The organism is Haloarcula sp. K1 (genome assembly GCF_001647155.1).
GTDB lineage: Archaea > Halobacteriota > Halobacteria > Halobacteriales > Haloarculaceae > Haloarcula > Haloarcula hispanica.
This window is the reverse complement of the sequence record NZ_LRHL01000020.1, coordinates 1-20,131: the sequence shown is the minus strand read 5'-3', so window position 1 is coordinate 20,131 and position 20,131 is coordinate 1. Positions and strand designations below refer to the sequence as shown.

The 20,131-nt window shown below is 54.2% G+C and carries 15 protein-coding genes and 3 pseudogenes; 7 read left to right on the top strand and 11 right to left on the bottom strand.

The annotated features are described in order from the left end of the window. The 4 genes from AV929_RS22275 to AV929_RS07190 all read right to left on the bottom strand — a co-directional run bounded on the left by AV929_RS22275 (position 1) and on the right by AV929_RS07190 (position 7,233). Positions 1–1,155, bottom strand: a complete 1,155-nt coding sequence (locus AV929_RS22275; protein WP_014030795.1) for a hypothetical protein — start codon at positions 1,153–1,155, stop codon at positions 1–3. Positions 1,156–1,429: 274 nt separating this feature from the next. Further along, positions 1,430–1,693, bottom strand: coding sequence for a hypothetical protein (locus AV929_RS07200; RefSeq protein ID WP_014030796.1), 264 nt, complete (start codon positions 1,691–1,693; stop codon positions 1,430–1,432). Positions 1,694–1,789: 96 nt separating this feature from the next. Next, a complete protein-coding gene (locus tag AV929_RS07195) occupies positions 1,790–2,101 on the bottom strand; it encodes a colicin immunity domain-containing protein (RefSeq protein ID WP_161618943.1) in 312 nt (103 codons plus the stop codon). Between the two features lie 2 nt (positions 2,102–2,103). Beyond that, positions 2,104–7,233, bottom strand: a complete 5,130-nt coding sequence (locus AV929_RS07190) for a colicin D domain-containing protein (protein ID WP_230458866.1) — start codon at positions 7,231–7,233, stop codon at positions 2,104–2,106. Positions 7,234–7,337: 104 nt separating this feature from the next. On the opposite strand from AV929_RS07190, the gene AV929_RS07185 reads away from it, so the two are divergent. Together AV929_RS07185 and AV929_RS22940 are read left to right on the top strand one after the other, a co-directional pair. Then, positions 7,338–8,237 carry a hypothetical protein gene (locus tag AV929_RS07185; protein ID WP_080510062.1) on the top strand — a complete coding sequence of 300 codons (900 nt, stop codon included), beginning with the start codon at positions 7,338–7,340 and terminating at the stop codon, positions 8,235–8,237. 113 nt (positions 8,238–8,350) lie between these two features. After that, positions 8,351–8,650 (top strand): annotated as a pseudogene (locus tag AV929_RS22940) (DUF4157 domain-containing protein); the annotation flags it as partial. Positions 8,651–9,042: 392 nt separating this feature from the next. On the opposite strand, the pseudogene AV929_RS07180 reads toward AV929_RS22940, so the two are convergent. From AV929_RS07180 to AV929_RS21805, 4 genes and pseudogenes are all read right to left on the bottom strand, one after another. After that, positions 9,043–9,722 (bottom strand): annotated as a pseudogene (locus AV929_RS07180) (IS6 family transposase). 570 nt (positions 9,723–10,292) lie between these two features. After that, complete coding sequence (locus AV929_RS07175) at positions 10,293–11,021, bottom strand: ABC transporter permease (RefSeq protein WP_230458865.1); 729 nt, start codon at positions 11,019–11,021, stop codon at positions 10,293–10,295. A 41-nt stretch (positions 11,022–11,062) separates the two neighbouring features. Beyond that, entirely contained in the window at positions 11,063–12,070 is a 1,008-nt protein-coding gene (locus AV929_RS07170) for an ABC transporter ATP-binding protein (protein WP_064287860.1), read from the bottom strand. 56 nt (positions 12,071–12,126) lie between these two features. Further along, positions 12,127–12,409: pseudogene (locus tag AV929_RS21805) on the bottom strand (IS1595 family transposase); the annotation flags it as partial. 402 nt (positions 12,410–12,811) lie between these two features. On the opposite strand from AV929_RS21805, the gene AV929_RS07165 reads away from it, so the two are divergent. The 5 genes from AV929_RS07165 to AV929_RS21800 all read left to right on the top strand — a co-directional run bounded on the left by AV929_RS07165 (position 12,812) and on the right by AV929_RS21800 (position 17,420). After that, a complete protein-coding gene (locus AV929_RS07165) occupies positions 12,812–13,042 on the top strand; it encodes a hypothetical protein (protein WP_064287859.1) in 231 nt (76 codons plus the stop codon). Between the two features lie 25 nt (positions 13,043–13,067). Further along, positions 13,068–13,910, top strand: a complete 843-nt coding sequence (locus AV929_RS07160; RefSeq protein WP_064287858.1) for an SAM-dependent methyltransferase — start codon at positions 13,068–13,070, stop codon at positions 13,908–13,910. 21 nt (positions 13,911–13,931) lie between these two features. Continuing rightward, positions 13,932–15,980 carry a prolyl oligopeptidase family serine peptidase gene (locus AV929_RS21355; protein WP_080510060.1) on the top strand — a complete coding sequence of 683 codons (2,049 nt, stop codon included), beginning with the start codon at positions 13,932–13,934 and terminating at the stop codon, positions 15,978–15,980. A gap of 62 nt (positions 15,981–16,042) precedes the next feature. Then, complete coding sequence (locus AV929_RS07150) at positions 16,043–16,840, top strand: winged helix-turn-helix domain-containing protein (RefSeq protein WP_064287856.1); 798 nt, start codon at positions 16,043–16,045, stop codon at positions 16,838–16,840. Between the two features lie 211 nt (positions 16,841–17,051). Then, positions 17,052–17,420: a hypothetical protein gene (locus AV929_RS21800; protein ID WP_230458864.1), complete on the top strand. Its 369-nt coding sequence runs from the start codon at positions 17,052–17,054 to the stop codon at positions 17,418–17,420. Between the two features lie 120 nt (positions 17,421–17,540). Here AV929_RS21800 and AV929_RS07145 read toward each other — a convergent pair whose 3' ends face one another. The 3 genes from AV929_RS07145 to AV929_RS07135 form a co-directional block, all read right to left on the bottom strand. Then, the gene (locus AV929_RS07145) at positions 17,541–18,581 is read right to left on the bottom strand and encodes a PQQ-binding-like beta-propeller repeat protein (protein WP_230458863.1); all 1,041 of its coding nucleotides are present in this window, start codon (positions 18,579–18,581) and stop codon (positions 17,541–17,543) included. 294 nt (positions 18,582–18,875) lie between these two features. After that, positions 18,876–19,082, bottom strand: coding sequence for a hypothetical protein (locus AV929_RS07140; protein ID WP_064287855.1), 207 nt, complete (start codon positions 19,080–19,082; stop codon positions 18,876–18,878). 167 nt (positions 19,083–19,249) lie between these two features. Next, positions 19,250–20,131, bottom strand: an 882-nt coding sequence (locus tag AV929_RS07135; RefSeq protein WP_064287854.1) for a site-specific integrase, incomplete at its 5' end; no start/stop codon positions are given.

Sequence of the window (20,131 nt, the reverse complement as noted above, 5' to 3'; positions counted from 1 at the left end):
TTACTCTATACGAGATAGTTCGTCCGGAGAGATAAACTTTAGATCACTTTGCGGATCAAAGCCATCCGGGAAATTAGCCTTATCAATGGCTGCTGAGATGATCTCGTTGTCGCGGGGATTGTCTGTCCGACTGACGACATACATTTCATCACGGTTTCGGGAGATGACGTTGAATTTGTTAGTGAGGTCGTCGATATCGGACTCTGCTAGTTGGTCGAACGTGACATCGTTGTAATCCCGATTTTTCGATTCGACACCGATTGTCCTCCCGTCGGAAGTTTCAAGCTCGATGTCGACTTCCGATTCTCTCCTCCCCTGGTCAGGAATATCAGCGGTCATGTCATCGCCATCAACGGACAGTTCTCTGACCGTGACAGCATCGTTGTTGTCCATCAGATCCGTCGCTATGTCGACCTCGCCGTCAAGGCCTTTCATATTCGTCCGAGTGCCGAACCCACCTCGTACCGCGCTCTGTAGGCCTTCGACATTTTGTGCATCAAGCTGGTTGATGTCGTTCTGGATATCTCTGGCGCTCCGAGAGTTAGGCGCGTCGTTGTTGCGACTGTAGAGTTCGTAAGATTCGATAAGACTGTTTACGTCCTCGTCAGTCAGAACACTATCGCTGCCGTCACTGAGATCAGTTGCGTCGTTGGTGACCGAGACACCGTCAGTGCCCTCGCTCTCGATGAGATTGGTAGCGGAGTCCTGTGCGTCCCTGTCTAGCTCGTTGATAGATCGGCGGACATCGTCGACGCTGTCGGCATCGAGGTCTCCGTCGACATTTACAAGGGCATTCTGCAGGTCATCCTCTACGTCATCCGGAAGATCGGGACAGCTTCCACCGCTCTGTGCGAGGGTCGACGGCGGCGTTGCGACCGAGTGATACCGGTCAGTGCGAAGCGACCCCGCACGACCGAGCGACGGCGCACTTCTGGCCCCACAAGGTGAGACCACAGCGTCGAACGTATCCGAGTCCGTGCGCCCGGCGAAGTCGGCCGCGTCGTCGCCGTTGCGCGCCAGTAGGTCGTCGAACTCAGCCTTTCCATCCGCATCTAAACTGTCGTAGCGGGTGAGTGCCGTCGTGAGTTCATCGCTGTCGACCTCGCCGCTCTCGTAGGCCTCAGTAAAGCGCCGCTGGGTAGCGGCGTCGTCCATCTGGAGGAGCGCGTCGGCGGCGTCCTGATCGCTTTCCGCCAGATCGTTGAGTGCACGACGCCCACTGGGCCCGGTGTGCTCGAAGAGATCAGTGACCCCGCTCGCGTGCCTCCCCGGTCGTGGTTATGATAGTGAGTCCAGGACCGACGGCGCCATCGCCACCCCTTCAGCGGGCACACGAAATACAGACTTTCCGACTATCTACGCTACTCAAGTGGTTTGACAGAATTAAGACTGCACATTGGCGAGTGCTGCTCCACCCGTCCTTCGTCGATCACGCGTCGCCGGACCGATTGTACCGCACGTCGTCAATCGCGTTCTCGAGTTTGTCTTCATAACCCGGTGCAAATATATCGGGGTGGGATGCTTCTAGTATACACTCGACATCAGCGCGCACACTCAACACAGCCGCTTCGAACGGTTCCAGATTCTCCCTATCTTCTGGCTTATCCATTCGCTCTAACCACTCCAGCATAACCATCGCTTCGTTCCGAGTCAGTTCGAGGGTAATCGAGTTGTCATCGCTCGTTTCGTCCATATGTATCTCTGTCAGTCGGTGGCCTCATGTGAGTATCGTTACCGTCGAAGTAGTTCTTCATTGACCAATCGAACTGGTCGTTATTCGTTCCGCCAATTATTCGTTGGAACCACTTTCTTCCATTTCGTTCAGCATCTCCTCCAGTCTCCTTCGGGCATAGGCTGCTTCTTTGAAAAATTGGCGCTCCCCAATATCATGTTTCCCTCGTAGCTCTGGGTCATCGCAGTAAACATCACATGCAAAGAATAACTGTTCGAGTACTTCGTATGGCTCGTCTGGAGCAACATCTTGGTAATCCTCCTTGAACTCAGTCAGATACGTATGCATGAATTCTGATGCTTCTATTTCTCCATCTGTGTAGGAGCGTATAAGATCTAAATACTTGTTGGCTCTCTGAACAGCTTTCATGCTCATCCCCCTCCAATGACTCCCGTGTTTCGCATATTCGTCCTTTGTCCCTGAGTCAATTTGAATCCAGTGAGGAACTCTCCGTCGTCAATGATGATATTATTTCCAGTGTTTGGATTGTAGAGGTGCGTGACGCTTTGGTCGCCTTCTAATCGAGTGTATCGACCTTCGATTCGTTCCGTATTTGGATTAACCGTATGCTCAGCGATTGCCTCTCTGAACGCTTCCTGATTTTCTGGGTTGTTGTTACCGGTCACGCCGAAGTCATCAGCATGTTTGTATTTGCGCTCAATTTGGCCGTCTGGGAGGTCTATCTCCCCGACTTGATCCATCCTCCGCAACGTGTCCGTCCCGACAGAATCTGACTCCTCGTATTGTCTGATGAGCGCTCGTGAGAAGCGATCGTCTCTGTTGATGACATCAGTGACATCACGACCCTCGTCGGTGGCGAGCTGTTTCGTGTCTCCGAGGAGGTCGGCTGCCCGGTCATCGCTTATTTCGCCTCGCTGGACGCCTCCCAGTAGATTGTTTCGGAAGGTGGTGGCGTCATTGGAACTGACTGAATCAGTTTGTTTGAGTCCATGCCAGGCCTCAGTGAAACTATCACAGGGACTGTTACAGACCTGCTCATCGAGGAGTGAGACGCCATCGTCACCGCCACGCATCACCATCGCATCGGCCGTTCGTTTTTCGTTCGCGTCCAACTCGTCGTACCTTCGCAGCGCCGTCGTGAGTTCATCGCTGTCGACCTCGCCGCTCTCGTAAGCTCGAACGAACCGGCGTTGGGTCGCAGCGTCGTCCATCTGTAGGAGCGCGTCGGCGGCGTCCTGATCGCTTTCCGCCAGATCGTTGAGTGCGCGACGCCCACTGGGCCCGGTGTTCTCGAAGAGGTCGGTGGCCTTCAGCGTCGGGTCGTTGATGTCGGTGTTGCCCAGGTAATCGCTCCCGTCAGTGTCGAGTTGGTCGAACTGCTCGGTGGTCCGTTGGCGCTTCGGCCCGGGCATGTCGTCGAGCTTCGCGCTCATGCGCCCGGTCGGCACGTCCGCGTCGGGGACCGAGTCGTCGACTTTCCCAGCCCGCCGTAGTGCCGTCGGCTTGACGCCGTTTGGCACTCTGTCGGGGACCGCCGAGTCGGCGGCGTCGACCAGCCGTCTGAGCTTCGATGAACTACTCAGTCCTTTCTGGAGGACGCTCGACCCGCCAGATGCAAACGCGGGCGCCACTGTCCCAGTCGAGTAGCCCAGCGACCAGCCGCCGCCAAACTCTTGATAGTACTGCTCGCGGGAGTCGAAGGGATTGCGGGTCTCGTGTTGCTGGCGGAGCTGGCTCGCCATCATCTGGGGCAGCTTCGTGATTATCGCGGGGTTGTTGGCGATGGTCGTCGCCAGCTGGGCCATCTGGCTCGCGTAGCCGCCAGGGTCGGAGACCATTTGGGCGACGCCAGCGACGCTCTCGCCGACCACTGTCGACGCGCCCGAGGAGAGGCCCATCCAGGCGACGAAGCCGCCTTTGCCAGGACTGGCCGGGAAGCTGGCGTATTTGTCGGCCGCCTGTCCGAACGTGTCCGGCCCGCTGAGCTCCGTGCGTTTGCGGTTGTCGTGGATATCCGTGGCGCTGGCGTCGACGGTCACCGGCGTGAAGAAGCCGGTTGCGCCGGTGTATATGGCGTCTAGCGCGTCACGCTCGACCTCGATGCTGGCGTCGAAGTTTCGAGCGGTCGCGCCATCGCCCAGGCTCGACCACTGCTTGCTCCCGGCCTTGTGGAACTCGATTCGGGAGATGCCGCTCTGGTCCGAGACGCTGACGCGAGCTGTGTAGCTGGTTCGGGCAGTGTTGTCGGCGCTGACTTCAAGCGGTTCGACCAGTGGCGCTTTGTGGTCGTGGATGGTCGGGTCGTAGTCGTTCGAAACCTCGTAGTAGTCGTCACTGCCGTCGTTGTCGGAGTCGGCGACAGTCGGGCTGGTCCCGAGGCGACGCTCCTCGTGGTCGTCCAGCAGGTCGCCGTCGGTGTCTGTCGACAGTGGGTCGGAGCTGACGTTTTGCTTCCAGAGCACGCCGAGGGCGTCCCCACCGTTCTGGCGGGCGCTGACGAACTGTTCAGCTGTTGAGGGCGAGCGCGCGAGGTAGGTGTTCCACCCGCGGTTTTCCTCGAGGTCGGTGAGTTCGTCCCCGTCGCTGTTGACCTCGGTCGGGTCGGAGTTGGCGACCGCGATGCTCGTCGTGAGCGTGCCGTTTTCAGCGGTAGTCCTGTAGATGACCTCCTCCCCGTCGGGGATGCCGTCTCCGTCAGTATCAGCGTCGTACGGGTCCGTCGAGAACGTGCTTGCGGCGGCGGTCGGCAGCGTCCAGTTCTGGTTCTCTACAGAGTCACGGATGCCATCGCCGTCGCTGTCGAAGGTCTCGCGTGGGACGACCTCCGCTCGCATATTGACGCCGTCGGCCGAGAGGCTGATGTTCGCGGGGCCGTGAGCGAGCGTGGAGACGTTGACCGTCGTCTGAACGGTGCCGACGGTCCCGATAGCGAGGTCTTTCGAAACTGTGGTTCCGCTCGCACCGGTCACCTCGATGCTCGCTGCCGGATTGGTGTTGGTCTGCTCGGTCTGATACACCACCGCGAGGTCGTCAGTGCCAGACGTGAGATCGTCCGTGATGTTGGCACTACCCGTGTCACCACTGACGTTACTGGAGGCGTTCTCGTCGGGGTCGCCCGGGACGCTGATGGTGATGTTCTGGTCTATTGCCAGTGACTCGTTGGTTGGGTCGGTCGCGCGTCCGGACAGAACCTCCCAGTCATTGAGTTGGCCGGGGGTGATCGGGTCTCTCACCGCCTCTTCGTTGAACCTCGGTTTGATGGTAAACGTCGCGTTGGTCAGCTCGCCCCGGAACGCCCCTCCGTCGGTGTTGTCGTCATTCCAGCTCCAGTCAGGCGTCGTGCCGTAGTTGTCTCCGGGGTCGTCCCGAACAACCCAACTCCCGTCACTGATCGGGAACTCGTAGAGTTCGAAGGAGACGGCGGCACCGGACCCATCTCTCGGTTTATCCTGCAGTAAAACCAGACTGAGGCCGTTCGGACCGGACCAGAAGAACAGCCGGCTGGTGTCGCTTTTCGCGACTGGCAGCGGAGAGTTGATTTCAGCGTTCCCGTAGTCGTAGAATTTCTCGATGGTCTGCCCATTGCTCAGTGGTACCACCTCGTAGCTGTCCCCGCCCTGTTCGATGGTTATCTTCCGCGTCGTGGGTTCCCCGCCAAGCACGACGGTCGAGTTGCCGGTCAGGTTACAGGCGTTCCGACAGCGGAACGAGTCGCCGGCGTTGAAGTCGACCGGCTCGCCGATACTGACCTGCGTCGCGCTGACCCACTCGTCGGTGTCCAGCACGGTGAAATACGAGAAGTGCTCGACGGTGGCTTTCGCCGTCCCGTTCTCGATAGTCGTCTCGACCTTGCTCCAGGTGTCTTTCGAGGAGCCGTTCCATGTATAGATAGAGAGGTTCTCGTACTCAGACTCGGGGACCGAGGCGTCGACCGGGAGTTCGACTGTCGCGTTCTCGAAGGCCGTGCGGTTCTCAAGCTGTATCGTCGGGCCGGCACTGGCCGACGTGTTCTCGAAGAAGTCGGGCTTGGCCTCCATGGTGACGTCGGCCCCCGACCCGTTCGTCCGGAGCGTGACAGTGGCGCCGGTCGATTCGCTGTCCATCGCCGTCTCGAAGGTCTCGTTACCGTCGAGAACGCCGTCGCCGTCCGAATCGTTGTTCAGCGGGTCGGTTCCGATGGCAAGTTCCTCGTCGTCGTCCAGTCCGTCGGCGTCCGTGTCCGGCAGCGTTGGGTCCGTCCCCAGCTCGATTTCGCGACTGTCGTTCAGCGAGTCGCCGTCGGTGTCGGGTCGGTCGACCAAGGTCCCGCGCTGGGCCTCCTCACCATTGGTCAGTCCATCACCGTCAAGGTCGCCCGAAGCGTCGCTTGTGCCGTCACCGTCCGTATCGGCATCGAGCGGGTTGAACTGGTCGTTCCGGTATTCGAAGCCGTCTGAGAGGCCGTCATCGTCCGTGTCGCTCACGAACGGGTCCGTGCCGATGGCGTACTCGACGTATGTCCCCAGCGTGTCTTGGTCGAAGTCCTCCATCCCGTCGATGACGTCGTTGTCCGCTTCGGTGTAGTTCGTCAGAGGGGACTCGCTATCGTTGTCGGCGGGGTCGGTCTTCGTGACGTTGCGCTCGTAGCTATCGGGGAGCCCGTCGTTGTCACGATCGTTGTCCAGATAGTCCGGCATCCCGTCGCCGTCGCTGTCGGCGGTGCCCTCCGTCCCGTCGGGGGCCCCGTCGCCGTCGGCGTCGGTGTCGAGCCAGTTGACCGTCTCGTCGAAGTCGACGTCGTGGCTGTAGTTCTGGCCGTCAAGCGCTTCGGTCCGGGTGGTGATGCCGTCGCCGTCGTCGTCGGTGTCGCGGTAGTTGGGCGTCCCGTCACCGTCAGTGTCCTTGGTCCCTTCGCGGATGTCGGGGATACGGTCGCCGTCGCTGTCGGCGTCACGGGCATCAATGATGCCGTCGCTGTCCGTGTCAATGGGCTTACCGCCGTTGGTTTCGGTCCAATCGCCGATTCCGTCGCTGTCGGTATCGGTGTCGAATGCATTGGTGCCGAGCGCGACCTCGATGGTATTGTTGAGTCCGTCGCCGTCAGCGTCGGTCTCGGTCGGATTGACAGCCTGAACGTAGAGCCACTGGCCGTCGCTGACCGTGACTCGTCCGTCACCAGTGAAGTCGAAACTCGAACTGTAGTTCTGGACGGAGGCGTTCGTGAGATGAGCAAGCAACGCCTGGCTGTCGACGACGTCGAAGCTGCCATCACCGTTGACGTCCTCAAAGCGTCCATCACCGTTCGGGTCGGTCGGGCTCGCCGAGCCGACGACCGGGCCAGGTGTCACAGCCGTGTTTCCGGCGCCAGTGCCGATGCCGGTGTTACCCGCGTCCGTACCGGTGTTGCCTGCATTGCCGGCCTGTGTGAGTGCGCCGGCCGGAACCGCTGCGACGACTGGGCTGGTGACGAGCAATACGGTCAGGATGACCGCCAACAGCGGCCGTGCCTGCTCACTTACGAGTTCGATACCCTCACGAGTACGACTGTGACCTCTAGACATGAAGTATTCCAGTGTTAATTCAAAGATTACTTCCGGTTTATTTAATACTGTGGAAATCGGGTTCGATAATATCGATGCAACTCGCTCGTCTCATGAGGGTAGTATTGGTTAGCGCTGCGCTGGTTGGGAGTACTGCTGTCGTTTCTGGTGCCGGCGGGACAGAGGTTCGACTTTCGCCGGCTGCAGAGAGCGTTGATTCGGGCGCAACCGTCGAGTACGAGCTGGTGGTGGCCGAGGCCAGCGGTGGTGTCGGTACGTTCAACGCGACAGTGTCGCTCAACGACAGCAGCGTCGCGACCATCGAGAGCGTCAGGTATGCCGACAGCCCAGCGTACGCCAAGCAGCCCGACGGCGGGGCGTCAGTGCAGTTGGCGGCGACGGGAATGAACACACTCCAGAGCGGCCCAGTAGAACTCGCGACTGTCACTGTCCGAGCCGAGAATCCCGGAACTGTCGGGCTCTCCGTGAGTGTCGCGGCGCTGGGTGACGAGAACGGCAGTGCCTACTCGGTCACCGGAACAGAAGGGCGCGTCCTCACCGTCGAAGGCCAAACCGACGATGCGAATGGGTCGACACCAACGCCGGCGGAAACAGCCACACCAACACCAACGGACACGTCAACGCCTACGCCGACTGCAACAGAAACTCCTACTGAGGAGGACTCGTCGAGTTCCGGCGGTAGTAATGACGATGACAATGATAATAGCGACTCCAGCGGCAGTGACTCTGGTGACACAGTAACAGCGACGGACACACCGACAGTAACGGAACCAACGCCCAGCGACAACCCAACAACGGCCACGGAAACTGAGCGCTCGACCGAGACAGACACCAAGCAGTCAACCTCGACCCAGACTAGTAGTGGTGGGCCAGCAATCACACCGTCTCAGACCGCGGCCACAGACAATGCCGCGCCATCTGGCGGTTCACCCACGAATCTGCTTATTGCCGGGAGCATGATCGTCGCTGCTCTCGGTGGCATCATCATCTACCGTCGGTTGTAGAAGCGATTCCAAGACACACGATACGTTCTCACCTCGCTGACCGGCCCAATTGGAGGTCGTCTGTCGCTTCCTTGTGAAGAGCTGTCGGCAACCTACTCACCGCCGATAATCTCATACGGGACATCAAGCGGCAGAATCCCAGATCGGTCTAGCAGTCGCATGGGGCACACCACGAGTCGAGTTGTGACGGCGATACGCAAGTACCCGAGTCTGTGCGCGACGTCAACTCCTCATCCGGCCAGCAACTCGACGCCCCAATTCAATAAACCATGGGAGACCACATGGTTGATGACCTCAGAGACGTGCGTAGCCATACTGGTCCAACAGCGGCCAAAGCCTGCAAAGATATCAAAGCTCGGGCGTTCACCGTTGGGAATCACGTCGCGTTCAACCGCGGCGAGCCCGACCCGAGTTTGCCAGACACTACGATATCTTCCCGAAGTCATTCCGCAAGCTGGTTGCGGGTTTGCGTTGGCCTCTGAGACTCAAACGATTGTGAACCTTTGTTCGATAACCGGCATTCATCGTGTCGACAAAGGGGGCTGGTCTCCGATTCGCGTGTGAGCGAGTGAATACAAGATAGAGGGTATTGGGGCCTGATCGGAGATAGTACCCTTGAGTATATTCGATCGCAGTTTTGGATAAGTACGGAAACATAACTCGGAGTTGTACCCTTTTGGAGTGGAGGATAGAGTAATATTACGGCTCATTCAGAGATATAAAGGCAGTTTTTTCGAATATAGTTCTATATATTAGATATTTGGAATTATACCAGTATAGGTGCAATTCATTCGGATGACACTGTCTAGTTCTGGATGACCCCCGCTGGCGTTCGTCCGTCGGGTGCTTGGTTCGGTCGTTCATGGTTGTAGTGGTGTCTGAAGCGGTCTAACCACTGTTTCGCGCTGGATTGACTGCCCCTCCAGAAGGAATGGAAGCGGTCGATTCGCATGGTCACAGTCTGGAACCATTTTCGATGTGGTTCCGGATTCGGTAGTCAAGCCGACCGCTCAAATCGTGGCGTGAGAAGGCGGTCAGATAGCCGCCAGCATCGACGAAGAAACTCTGTTTCGGCGACATCGTGTTTCTGAGTGAGTCGGTGCAAGAACGCCGCCGCGGGGTCAGTCCCGCGGCGGCTGAACACGGCAACTTCGAGAAGTAGCTTTGATTCAGTGTCGACAGCGGCGTACAACCACTTTTTCTCCCCGTCAACCTCGATTTGTTTCTCGTTGACTGCGACCCGCGACGGCTGCGCCGTCGGCGGGTCACTCTGTTCCTCAGACAGTGTATGAACCCAGTTCCAGACCGCGCCATGAGAGCGATCGATACCCAGCAAGTCCCAGATAGCGACCGCCTCCCTGATCGACATCCCCGCCGCGTGGAGACGCACCCCAAACGGCCGAATGGGTGTCGGGGTACGCTCATTCTCCCAAACGTCTTGACTGTCCTATCTAACATCTCTCGGAGGCGGTCTGCGATTTGCATGGACACTTTCCGCTACAGCCTCCTCACTTCTCAGACTCCTTCAACTAGACAGTGCCTGCTGTTTCGTTTGTTCTACCATCTGAGATGTCGAGATTTGGATGACTCATCTCGAAGACGACTCTCTGTAGACACTTTCCTCACTGTCTCCCGGAACTCTGAAATGTCAACGCATCTTCCGGGAGTACTCCGCTATCTTACCGTGAATCCGTTGTTTCTGGGTATCACCATCGAGAGCCGTCAGTTCATCGGCTTCTGATCGTCCTCAGTTGTTCTACAGTCGGGAAGCATCTCATGAATGCACCCCGCGGTCGTTATGGATCGTTAGAATAAGCTCCCAGAGAACTACCGGATCATGGAGGGCGTTTTCAGCGGCAGTGTCTGCTGGAGAAACCGCTAGAAAGAACCATAGAACGGATTAAATCATCTTATCTTACAAGTGTACGCTTGTTATATCATGATAGTGGTATTTGGGCCTGTGAATTCAAGCCAAGTTATGTAAGAAATATTATATTTCACAGTACGGGTGCAACGTTTGGGTCTATTACACTATCGGCCACTGCTTCTCATCGATTAATAGTGCCCGAGAACACCCCGTTTGCGTGCTTTAGCTGTCCCAACCCGGAAGACAAATAATCCAACCGCTAGGTAGGCAACCGCCTGCCCGACCAATACCCCAAGGTCGAATACCGGTAGTTCCCACACGCGGAGTCCATCCGTCATCACTCGTTGCAACAAGTGACTCCCTAGCGACATTGGAAGGAACTTCAACAGTGCATACTCTTGGACTGGGAGAGCAATCAGGGCTGCAAACGAGAGTTGGATCAGCGGGAACATCTTCTCGATTTGCTTGTAGACGAGCGCCGCCCCACCGAAGACGAACCCGAGGCCGACCACGGGAAGCAGCGTCAAGACACCGAGCACGACGAGCGAAAGCGGTGCAACAGAAAGCCATGTCCCTGTTGTCACCATCATCAGTACTAGAAGGACGATGCCGGTAGCAAACGTACCCAAGAGGTTAACTACGGTCTTTACCGCGACAACCTCTGTGAAGCCGAACGGAGACATCGACAACTGCTCCAGCGTCCCCCACTGCGCCTCGTCAGTCAAGTCGTGTGTGAGGTCGGCATATGCCGACACTGCCATTGTGAATAGTAAATACCCGACAACGAGCAGTCCTACTGACCGTGAAATCAAATCTTCTGCCACAAACTGCCCGCCGAAAAAAATGAGTGCGAAAAACATGTACAGCGTTCCGAATCCCACCACTGTATTCAGGAGATATCGACGCGAGAGCGTCACTGATTTACTCGCAATTGCTCGAAACAAGGTGAGGTGCCGGTTCATGATTCTCCCCCCTCTGGTAGCAATGATTCAGCTGTGGTCAGTTCAACGAAGACATCTTCTAGGTTGGGCTCGATTTCAGTGAACGACCGGACAGTCGCTTCTGCCGTCTGCAGTACGTCGACACACTCGTAGAACTCTTCACTGCCTGCGAGCGCGATCTCGAACTCCACGGAGTCAGTGTCGGTCCGCCAGTCGAGTAGCCGGAAGCGGGTATCGAGCTTCTCTCGGAGGTGTGCTGGTGGGTTTTCGGTCAGTTGGACGCGATATGATTGGGATTGGAAGACGTCGAGTAAGTTGTCGACAGAATCATCAGCGACGATGTCGCCGTCACTGAGAACGATCACGCGGTCGCAGACGGCTTCGATGATGTCCATATCGTGACTCGTAATCACGATAGTTTTGTCCTCCTCTTGGGCGAGGCGTTGTAATTCGGTTTGGAGGTCACGGGTCGTTTCTACGTCGAGCCCAAGCATCGGTTCGTCAAGGAAGAGAACGGGCGTTTCGCGGACGAGTGCACAGCCAAGGGCGACTTTCTGCTTCATACCACGCGAGAGGTTTTTCGCCGGTTCGTCCGCCTTTCCAGTAAGTCCAAGCGTGTCGATAATCGCCTCGTGTCTGTCGACACGTGCCTGTGGATCGATGCCGTGGAGGCCAGCGAAAAACGCGAGATTTTCACGAACGCTCAATCGCCAATAAACGTTGCGTGCGCCTTCAAGGACAGCACTCACATAGTTGTATGTGCGTGAACGGGCCTCATGAACAGGGATGCCGTGAATAGAAATATCGCCATATGTGGGGGTGATGAGCCCGAGAACCGTTTTGACGGTTGTTGTTTTGCCAGCACCGTTTGGGCCGAGGAGTCCGACGATTTGTCCGGGCTGAATATCGAAGGAAATGTTATCAACGGCTGTGACGCGTCCCGATTCTCCTGTATAGCGTTTTGTAAGGCCTGTGACCGAAACTACAGGCTCATGTTCTGGAGGATCAGTTGGGCGGGGGCACATCGTTTGCGGTTCCCTATTCGGTGGACGGTCTTAAGAATACTTAGAATGACAGGCTCTTATATAATGCTACGGAAGGCCCTAATATCGGGACATTCAATGGTTGACTCAACGGATTCGCAAGCCAGAGTGAGTGACCGAACGGTGCCAAAGGTGTGAACAGCCTGTTCCAAGCCCTGCTTGGATAGGCTTTGGAATTTCCGTAACCACGGTGAAACAAGCGAAAAGAGGCACTTTTGCTTGTATATGCGGACGCCGTCGGGCGATGGGCATTCTCTTGTGTATGATTGTTCGAAGGTCACGCTCCATCTCTCTGTAGGCTTGGAGGCCGTCAGTCCGGACCCATCTCAGTGGCAGCCCCGTCAACGTGAGTGAAAGTATGCCCACGCTATGGACGGGACGTAGACTCCCAAAATTCCTTGAGTCAGCACTCGATGCGGGTAGCAAGTGATTCCGTGTCGATCTTGACGCAGCCCAACTCAACTAACTCTTGGAACATTCTGCCGAATACCAGTTGAATAAACGCCCACTCTCAGCTTATCGCTGGCTCAGTGTAACTACAGGTCTATCCGTTGCTCTACGCAAGAGCGGTGGCTCTTTACATCTCACTTCGACCGAACGTTACCAGCGGATAAAATAATTTCCACAGATTACAAATACTACCATCAAGTGAAAGACTCCCTATCAACTGGGATGAAATTTTCCGGTAGTTATAACTTCAATCCAGTTACAGGTCAATCTGCAATGTCGCACCAAACAGTGGTCGACATCATCGAGCGGTCGATGAGTGACCTAACCTTCGCGCATCGTTTCAAATCAGATCCGGAAAGCGTCCTCCAGGAGTATGACGATCTGACTACAGAGGAGACTGAAGCACTGAAGTCAGGGAATCAGAACAAGCTGAATCAGATCGTCGAGAAGCGGGCGAACGGTATCCAGATCGCAGGTATCGTCCTCCCATCGTCTGAGGCTTGAGAAAGTAGCCTCATATTTTTTACCAATGACTACAAGCACACAGGATAACCCGATTGATATATACATCATTGGGACTGGAATGGTGGGCTACACTCAACTCACTCGTGAAGCTGAAAACGCACTCCAAGCTTCTGAGCGGGTGTATCTACTTGACGGGCAACCGATGGTGGAGAATCATATCAAAGAGACCTATACCGAAGACGTAGTTATGCTCAACCGTGAGTACAATGAAGGCGAAGATCGAGTCGCTACATATGACCGGATGTCAGAAGAGGTACTTAAGGGTGCTACAGAGGTCGATGGACCGATCACATTTGCTCTCTACGGACATCCGATGATATTCGTCAATCCAAGCCGGAGCGTCATTCGACAAGGGCGGGAACAAGGATTGAACGTTGAAGTTCAGCCAGGAATCTCCGCCATCGATTGTGTATACTCAGATATTGCTTTTGACCCTGCGGCAAACGGTGTTCAAATGTTCGAAGCTACCGATTTATTGCTTCGAGAGTGGGAACTCAATCCGGAAGTTCCAGCAATGATTTGGCAGGTCAGCGTGGTAGAGACTGATCGCCATACCGAAAAGCGAAGTAAGGAAAGTCGATTCACCCGTTTCAAAGAATATCTCCAGAATTTCTATCCGGAAGATCATACCGGGTATTTACTCCAAACAGCCACTTATCCAATTGCCGAATCACAACGACATGAGTTCGAAATATCAAACCTTGAAGAGATGGCCCCAATACTGGATAAAGGCTATTACATCCTGCACCTGCCCCCGATCAATGAACGTGACCTCCAAAATGAGGAGCTGTTACAAGAAGTTCGGTCAGAAGACCACCTAGAAGAGATAACTGTCAGGGATAATTAAATAAACTGTCGTTATTTACCTATGGACAATCCGCCCGAGACAAAACGGTCTAACACGAGTGATGTTTTTCATGGTGAAGTCGTCTCTGATCCATACCAATGGCTCGAAAACGAGGACGAAGAAGTCCACCACTGGGTGAAGAAACAAAATTCCTATACTGATAGTGTTCTTTCGACCGATACTCGCGAGTTTCTCAAGGAGCAGCCCGAGTTCTCCACTAACATTCCGGATCCAGGGACGATAACTCCGACAAAAAACGGATACTACCAACTACGACGTGGGGAGGGTAAAGACCACTCAAATTTAACGTTTCGACAGGCCCTCACTGACTCACCGACTACGATCTGCGATCCCACAGAAGACTTGAATAGTGATCTGAGTGCGATTGATTGGTTTGTTCCTTCTCCACAAGGTGAATACGTCGCGTTTGGCGTATCACAAGGTGGCCGCGAGCAGTATGATATTCACGTCGTTCATAGCGGACAGCGGACTATACTAGTAGAACCAGACTGTGGCCGGACAAACGCTGGTGGGTTTGCGTGGGGAGAAAACGGATTCTACTATCTTCAAACTGAATCCTGTGAAGAGGGTCTCATGAAAAAGAGTATTGATTACTACGATCTAAGTACTGACGAATCTACCACCGTCGTAGATGGTATAGCGCAACGGTTATGGCCACAAATCGTCCCGCAAAAAGGAACTGATAACGCGATCGTTGCACTACATGACGGCACGAATCGGACTGAGTTATATCATCTTTCCCAATCCGGGTTCGATCCGATCTACGTTGAGAGTGAAAGCCACTTTAGACCGGTGGAGTACACGGATCTGGGCGAATTCTATGTACTTACAGATGTCCAGTCGTCTACCTATGAGCTTCTTTCTCTCTCCGCTTCCGAAACATATCCTGATAAAGCCTCTCTCCAGGCCAGCAGTAAACATATACTCCAAAGTGATCGGATTCTCCGCGATGTCTCGGTGCTGGACGATCACGTTGTCGGACACTATCAAAAGAACGCTAATTCGCGGCTTACCGTTTACAACCGCTCAGGGCGTTTTGCTCAGCCAGTGGAATTACCAGATCATTGCACTCTAATGGCAAATAGTTTAGCAGCGAGTCCGAACACATTCGTCTTCAACCTCACATCTTTTGTGACCTCACCATCCACAATAGAAATTCAGGTTAATCAAACCGCTGCCGAGTCTAACTCCGACAACTATCTCTCTAAAACAGTTATAAACGAGCCGGCGCTGGATTATCAATCAGAGTTTGAGGTGGAACAGTGTTGGTTTTCAGCCGATGACGGTACTGAGATCCCATTCTTTATCGTATATAAAGAGGATATAGAACTCAAGACTCCTAACCCTGCCCTGATTAATGTTTATGGTGGATTCGGTGTGACTATGACACCGAGCTTTGATCGGTTTATATTTCCCTTTCTTCGTGACGGTGGCATCTATCTACAACCCAATATTCGCGGCGGTGGTGTATTCGGAGAGTCATGGCACCGGCAAGGAATGCAGGAACAAAAACAGCGTACTTTCGACGACACAATCAATTTTGCTGAATATCTTATCGAGAATAACTATACAAACTCTGAGAAGCTGGCAATAACTGGGGAGAGCAATGGCGGGCTTACTGTTGGCGCGACTGTAATGCAGCGGCCGGATCTATTCAGTGCCGCTATCTGTGAAGTTCCCCTGTTGGACATGATCCGATTTAACCAGATTGGGCTCGGAGAAACATGGGTCTCAGAATATGGTAATCCGAATGATAAAGACGCGTATCGGAATCTGAAATCATATTCGCCGTATCATAATATTAACAAAGCTGAACATCCTATAATTCTATTTCGTACTGCAATTGGTGACACGCGTGTCCTTCCATGTCACGCTTGGAAAATGGCTGCAAGGATGCAGTCAAAGGTCCAAGGTGATAGCCCAGTTCTCCTCAGGACTACAGAAAATGCAGGTCATGGAGTTGGAACCTCAACACACGGGGAACTAACCAATGAACTTGACAAATGGACGGTGATTTTTGAGAGTGTAATCAGCTCAGATAAGTTTTAATATAAATAGTTCTATCATATGTTTTAAGATAAAACTAATGCAGTCGGATATCACTTCCCAATATGGCCCCTCCATCCCCCTCTATTGAGGAGTTCATTCCTGAGGTCCACCAACGGGTTGATTTCTTTGAGTTCCTATCAAACTCATCTGCTAGCCAGAAGGAGCTTAACCGAGCGTTAGACAAGTCACAGTCTACAATTTATCGCGGGCTCAACTCAATGGAGGAGTACGGTTTAATAGAGAAACGAGATAATAAGTATCAACTAACACCATTTGGAGTGCTGATTTTCGACGAATATCGACGGTTTTCAGAGACGATAAAATCCTTACTCCAGAATAGAGAGGTATTCGATACAACACAGTCGATCAACACAGTTCTTCACCCGTCTCTCTTCCAAGGAGCGAAAATTCTATCAACAAATAATCACATGGTGGAGGAGATATATGAGAAGTTGCAGTCGTCCATCTCTGAAGCCTCACATCTCTATGGGGTCGCGCCAACAATCTTTCCTAACCAGATTGACCTACATCTGGAGAAGACGACTGCCGACGAATTGACGGCTGAATTCATTTTGCCCCTTAGCGCCATTGAGTATCTCCAATCTAATTTTAATGGGAAATTAGATACACTCCAGAACAGTGATAATTTCTCGATACGAGTCAGTCAAGAGACTCCTCCGATTGGTCTTATCACCGTTTTAGAACCGAGTAAGAAAGTGGTTATCGTCATCCATGACGAGATCGGTACAATTCGAGGATTGGTCATTTCGGAGAATACCGAATCTATTACGTGGGGGAAGAGCACTTACCAGAATTTCCGAGAAGATTCGATTAGCTTTGAATCCTACGCTACTTCATAGACATTTTGAGAAATAATGAGTTCTGGTGATTCAATTCAGCGGAGGTGAGCCCCCTCTTGGACTGGAATAGCTGAGGATACGAAACAGACTGGAGTATAATCAATATCCTAGATACAAAATAGGATAGTCATGATGGTTTGGTGGAATTGTCTATTAAAAATCAACGAAACACGCCCACATAACACAGGTTATGATAAAACAGATGCTATTCATGATTGACCACGGTCTCTCAACCAGAACTCAGTTTGTACTGGCTTTGGTTGGTGGTTCAATGGCGATGATACTCATTATGAGGAGGATTAAAAGAAATAATACATTAAACGAATTCGGACTTTGGACTCCATGGATGGCAGTTGGAAGTCTCCTGTTACTGGCAGTTCCAATATATCTGTTTTTAAAATATTCCCTAGTACTTCCTCTGCTAGCCACAGTGTCAATGACTGTACTTGTGCTCTGGAGAGATTCTACTGCAATTGTCGATAGTCCAGCACCACTCTTTTTCGGATGGTGGTTTATGCCACTAGCAGTGGCCCTGATATTGGGTACTATTGAGTGTTTTTTACGCGGAATAGTCACATAACATCATCGCTCAATAGCTCCGCCAAGGTCTCCAGGCGAAAAACAGAACAGTCAATTCTGATCAGCTGGAAAAGTGAGATAGAAGCGCTTTCAGATGGGATCGTTAGTTTGTCGATGAAACTCACTGTGCCTGAAGCGCATAGAGATCACCGGGGGCTGTGGCGACATACACAAGGTCGTCAACGACAGTGAGACCACTGTTAACCCCTCCTCGATCGTAGTCAACGAACATTACTTCTCGTGTTTCGAACTGCCAGCCTTCGTCGCCGTTACTCGCATCAAAGGCGTACAGCGTGTGGCCTGCAATGACGTACACGAAATCATCAGCAACGACAGGTGCGCCCGAAAGCGTCGCACTGACGGAACGCCGCCACTCTTCGTGCCCGTCAGGCGCAGCCAGCGCTATCAAATCTGTTTCCGGGCCTGGAAGGAACAAGATTCTATCACCGACGGCGACAGGACCAACGGAACCGGACCCAAGGCTACGTCGCCACACAGTTGACCCATCGTCGGCATCAAGAGCAAGGAGATCTCCCTCACCCGCACCGAGATACAACATTCCGTCTCCGATGACTGGAACCGAACGCTCGATATCGGCCGATGGGGATTGATGCCACTGTTTCTCCCCGTTGGTCGCGTTCAGAGCGTAGACTGTCGATGTTTCATCGATGCTGTAGACCGTCTCGCCGGCAACCGCCAGCTGAAAACGACCCTCCCCATCGAGTTCAAACCGCCAGTTCTCCTCTCCGCTCGATGCATCGACGGCGTAAATGGTCGGATCGTCGAACTGACCTCGCGTGTATACTGTCCCGTCTTCGACGGCTGGAGTCGCCATCCCACCGCTATCACTCTCGGTCTCGAACGTCCACTCACGTTCGCCAGTCGCCGCGTCAAGTGCGAGTAAATCGTGCGCACCAACGTAGACTCGTCCGTTGTCGAACGTCGGTGTACTGGCGTGGCCGTCCCACTCACCACCGACCGTGCGGCCTGTCCGACCGTTCACCACGAGACCACCGGCAGAGACCTGTCCGTTGTGGACGACGGCACCGGAGCTGGCCTCTGTACACGCGGGATGTCGCCAGGCCACCTCGACACCGTCTTTCGGACCGCTCGCCTCCGGATTGTACCCGGTTTCGCTGAGTCGTACTGATACGATGGCCACGACGCTGTCTGGTCAAGATCGGCGTCAGATTCGTGAACTAGCTCGTCGTCGGAACAGTCCGGTGAAGGGTTTGCTGAGAGGGCTGAATAGCCTGCTAGGCTAGCCATCGCGATGACACTCCCTTGGAGGAACCGCCGACGGGAGGGCCTCTTCATGGTCGAATTATATTTGTATTAGCATATAGGCCTTCTGTGCAATACAGATTCGAATGAATGAATGAATTGATCACCTAGCACACGTACTGATCATTTCTGAACTGGCTCTTGAGTCAAGCCGACGGTCAATACAGGCCATTCATGTTGTAACGCTGTCGAATACTTTGTCCAAAATCGGGGTAATAACCACGAATCCGATGAAGATCGCAATAACGTAGGAAATGAATTCGAAACCAATCGTGACTGGGTCAGAAATACCGTCAGTATAGGCGTTGTAGAGCGTGAATATGGCCGCAGCAACTACGGCGTTTGGAAGGTGATCGGAGACCAACGTTCGTAACTCCATAATGAGATTGTTCGGCGAATCTTCAAATTCGTATCGGTTAGGATGTAGTTGCCCGAGAGTGAATACGAGTAGTATGCACACCTACTGAGCAGATAGCTTCTCTCAAAGGTCATGAAATAAACCACCTCTTGGGCTTATTTATACCATCATAGTCCGAGTCAATTAGCTTACTCACCGGAGATGATATCGTTCGCTTCGTCGCGTGTCCGCTTCGCGGCCTCCTGTGCGTAGCCTTCGTGGGTTGTCTCGATGGATTTGTGCCGGAGTACGTCCTGTGCCAGCTGTGGGTTCTCGCGATAGATTTCTCGCCCGAGGCCACGGCGAGCGCCGTGGGGTTTCAGCGGCTCATCGAAATCGTACTCAGACCACTCACAGAGTTTGGCGAGGATATCCCGAGCCGACTGGGTTGTGATCGACGGCGTCGGGTCAAGTGCCTTCGCCGCGTTGTCGAGTCTGGGAAACACAGCTGCATTCTCGTCGGGCTCTCGAAGCTGCTTCCACCGCCGGAGTGGACGGATAGCATCGTCAAGGATCGGCGCAGACTCGCGGGTGCGGTTCTTGCCGAACACCTGCATCGTACCGGCTTCGAGGTCGACGTGCCGCCACCGCAGGCCGTTCCGCTCTTCGTCATCAGAGACAGCAACCAGTTCTGCACTCCGGGCTCCTGAGTATGCAAGTAGGAAGACGAGTGCCTGGTCGCGGTATGCCGCCGTGCGGTCGACGTCGTCGCTTTCGCCGGCGTCGTCGACGCGGGCGGTCGCAGTAGCGCAGATAGCATCGCGGTCGCGTGCCGTCCAGTACTGTTGGTCTGTTTCAGTCTCGTCGGTGGGAAGTGGTCCTTCGGCGTGGTTGGTCTTGGCTGGGTTCGTCGGGATCAGGCCCTCGTAGACGGCCCATGTGAGAAACGAGCGGACGTATGCGAAGTAGCGACGGGCAGTCTCTGGTGAGATTTCGTCCCGATCGTCGGCCCGGGCCAGGTCACGAGCGTACTGTCGGCAGAGATCATCGTCGATATCCTCGGGACTGGAGATACCGTGCTGGTCCCGGGA

Coding starts and splice junctions, on each gene's coding strand:
- AV929_RS22275 (WP_014030795.1), bottom strand. CDS start 1,155: ATGGACGACGCCGCTACCCAGCGGCGCTTTACTGAGGCCTACGAGAGC.
- AV929_RS07200 (WP_014030796.1), bottom strand. CDS start 1,693: ATGGACGAAACGAGCGATGACAACTCGATTACCCTCGAACTGACTCGG.
- AV929_RS07195 (WP_161618943.1), bottom strand. CDS start 2,101: ATGAAAGCTGTTCAGAGAGCCAACAAGTATTTAGATCTTATACGCTCC.
- AV929_RS07190 (WP_230458866.1), bottom strand. CDS start 7,233: ATGTCTAGAGGTCACAGTCGTACTCGTGAGGGTATCGAACTCGTAAGT.
- AV929_RS07170 (WP_064287860.1), bottom strand. CDS start 12,070: ATGTGCCCCCGCCCAACTGATCCTCCAGAACATGAGCCTGTAGTTTCG.
- AV929_RS07165 (WP_064287859.1), top strand. CDS start 12,812: ATGTCGCACCAAACAGTGGTCGACATCATCGAGCGGTCGATGAGTGAC.
- AV929_RS07160 (WP_064287858.1), top strand. CDS start 13,068: ATGACTACAAGCACACAGGATAACCCGATTGATATATACATCATTGGG.
- AV929_RS21355 (WP_080510060.1), top strand. CDS start 13,932: ATGGACAATCCGCCCGAGACAAAACGGTCTAACACGAGTGATGTTTTT.
- AV929_RS07150 (WP_064287856.1), top strand. CDS start 16,043: ATGGCCCCTCCATCCCCCTCTATTGAGGAGTTCATTCCTGAGGTCCAC.
- AV929_RS21800 (WP_230458864.1), top strand. CDS start 17,052: ATGATTGACCACGGTCTCTCAACCAGAACTCAGTTTGTACTGGCTTTG.
- AV929_RS07140 (WP_064287855.1), bottom strand. CDS start 19,082: ATGGAGTTACGAACGTTGGTCTCCGATCACCTTCCAAACGCCGTAGTT.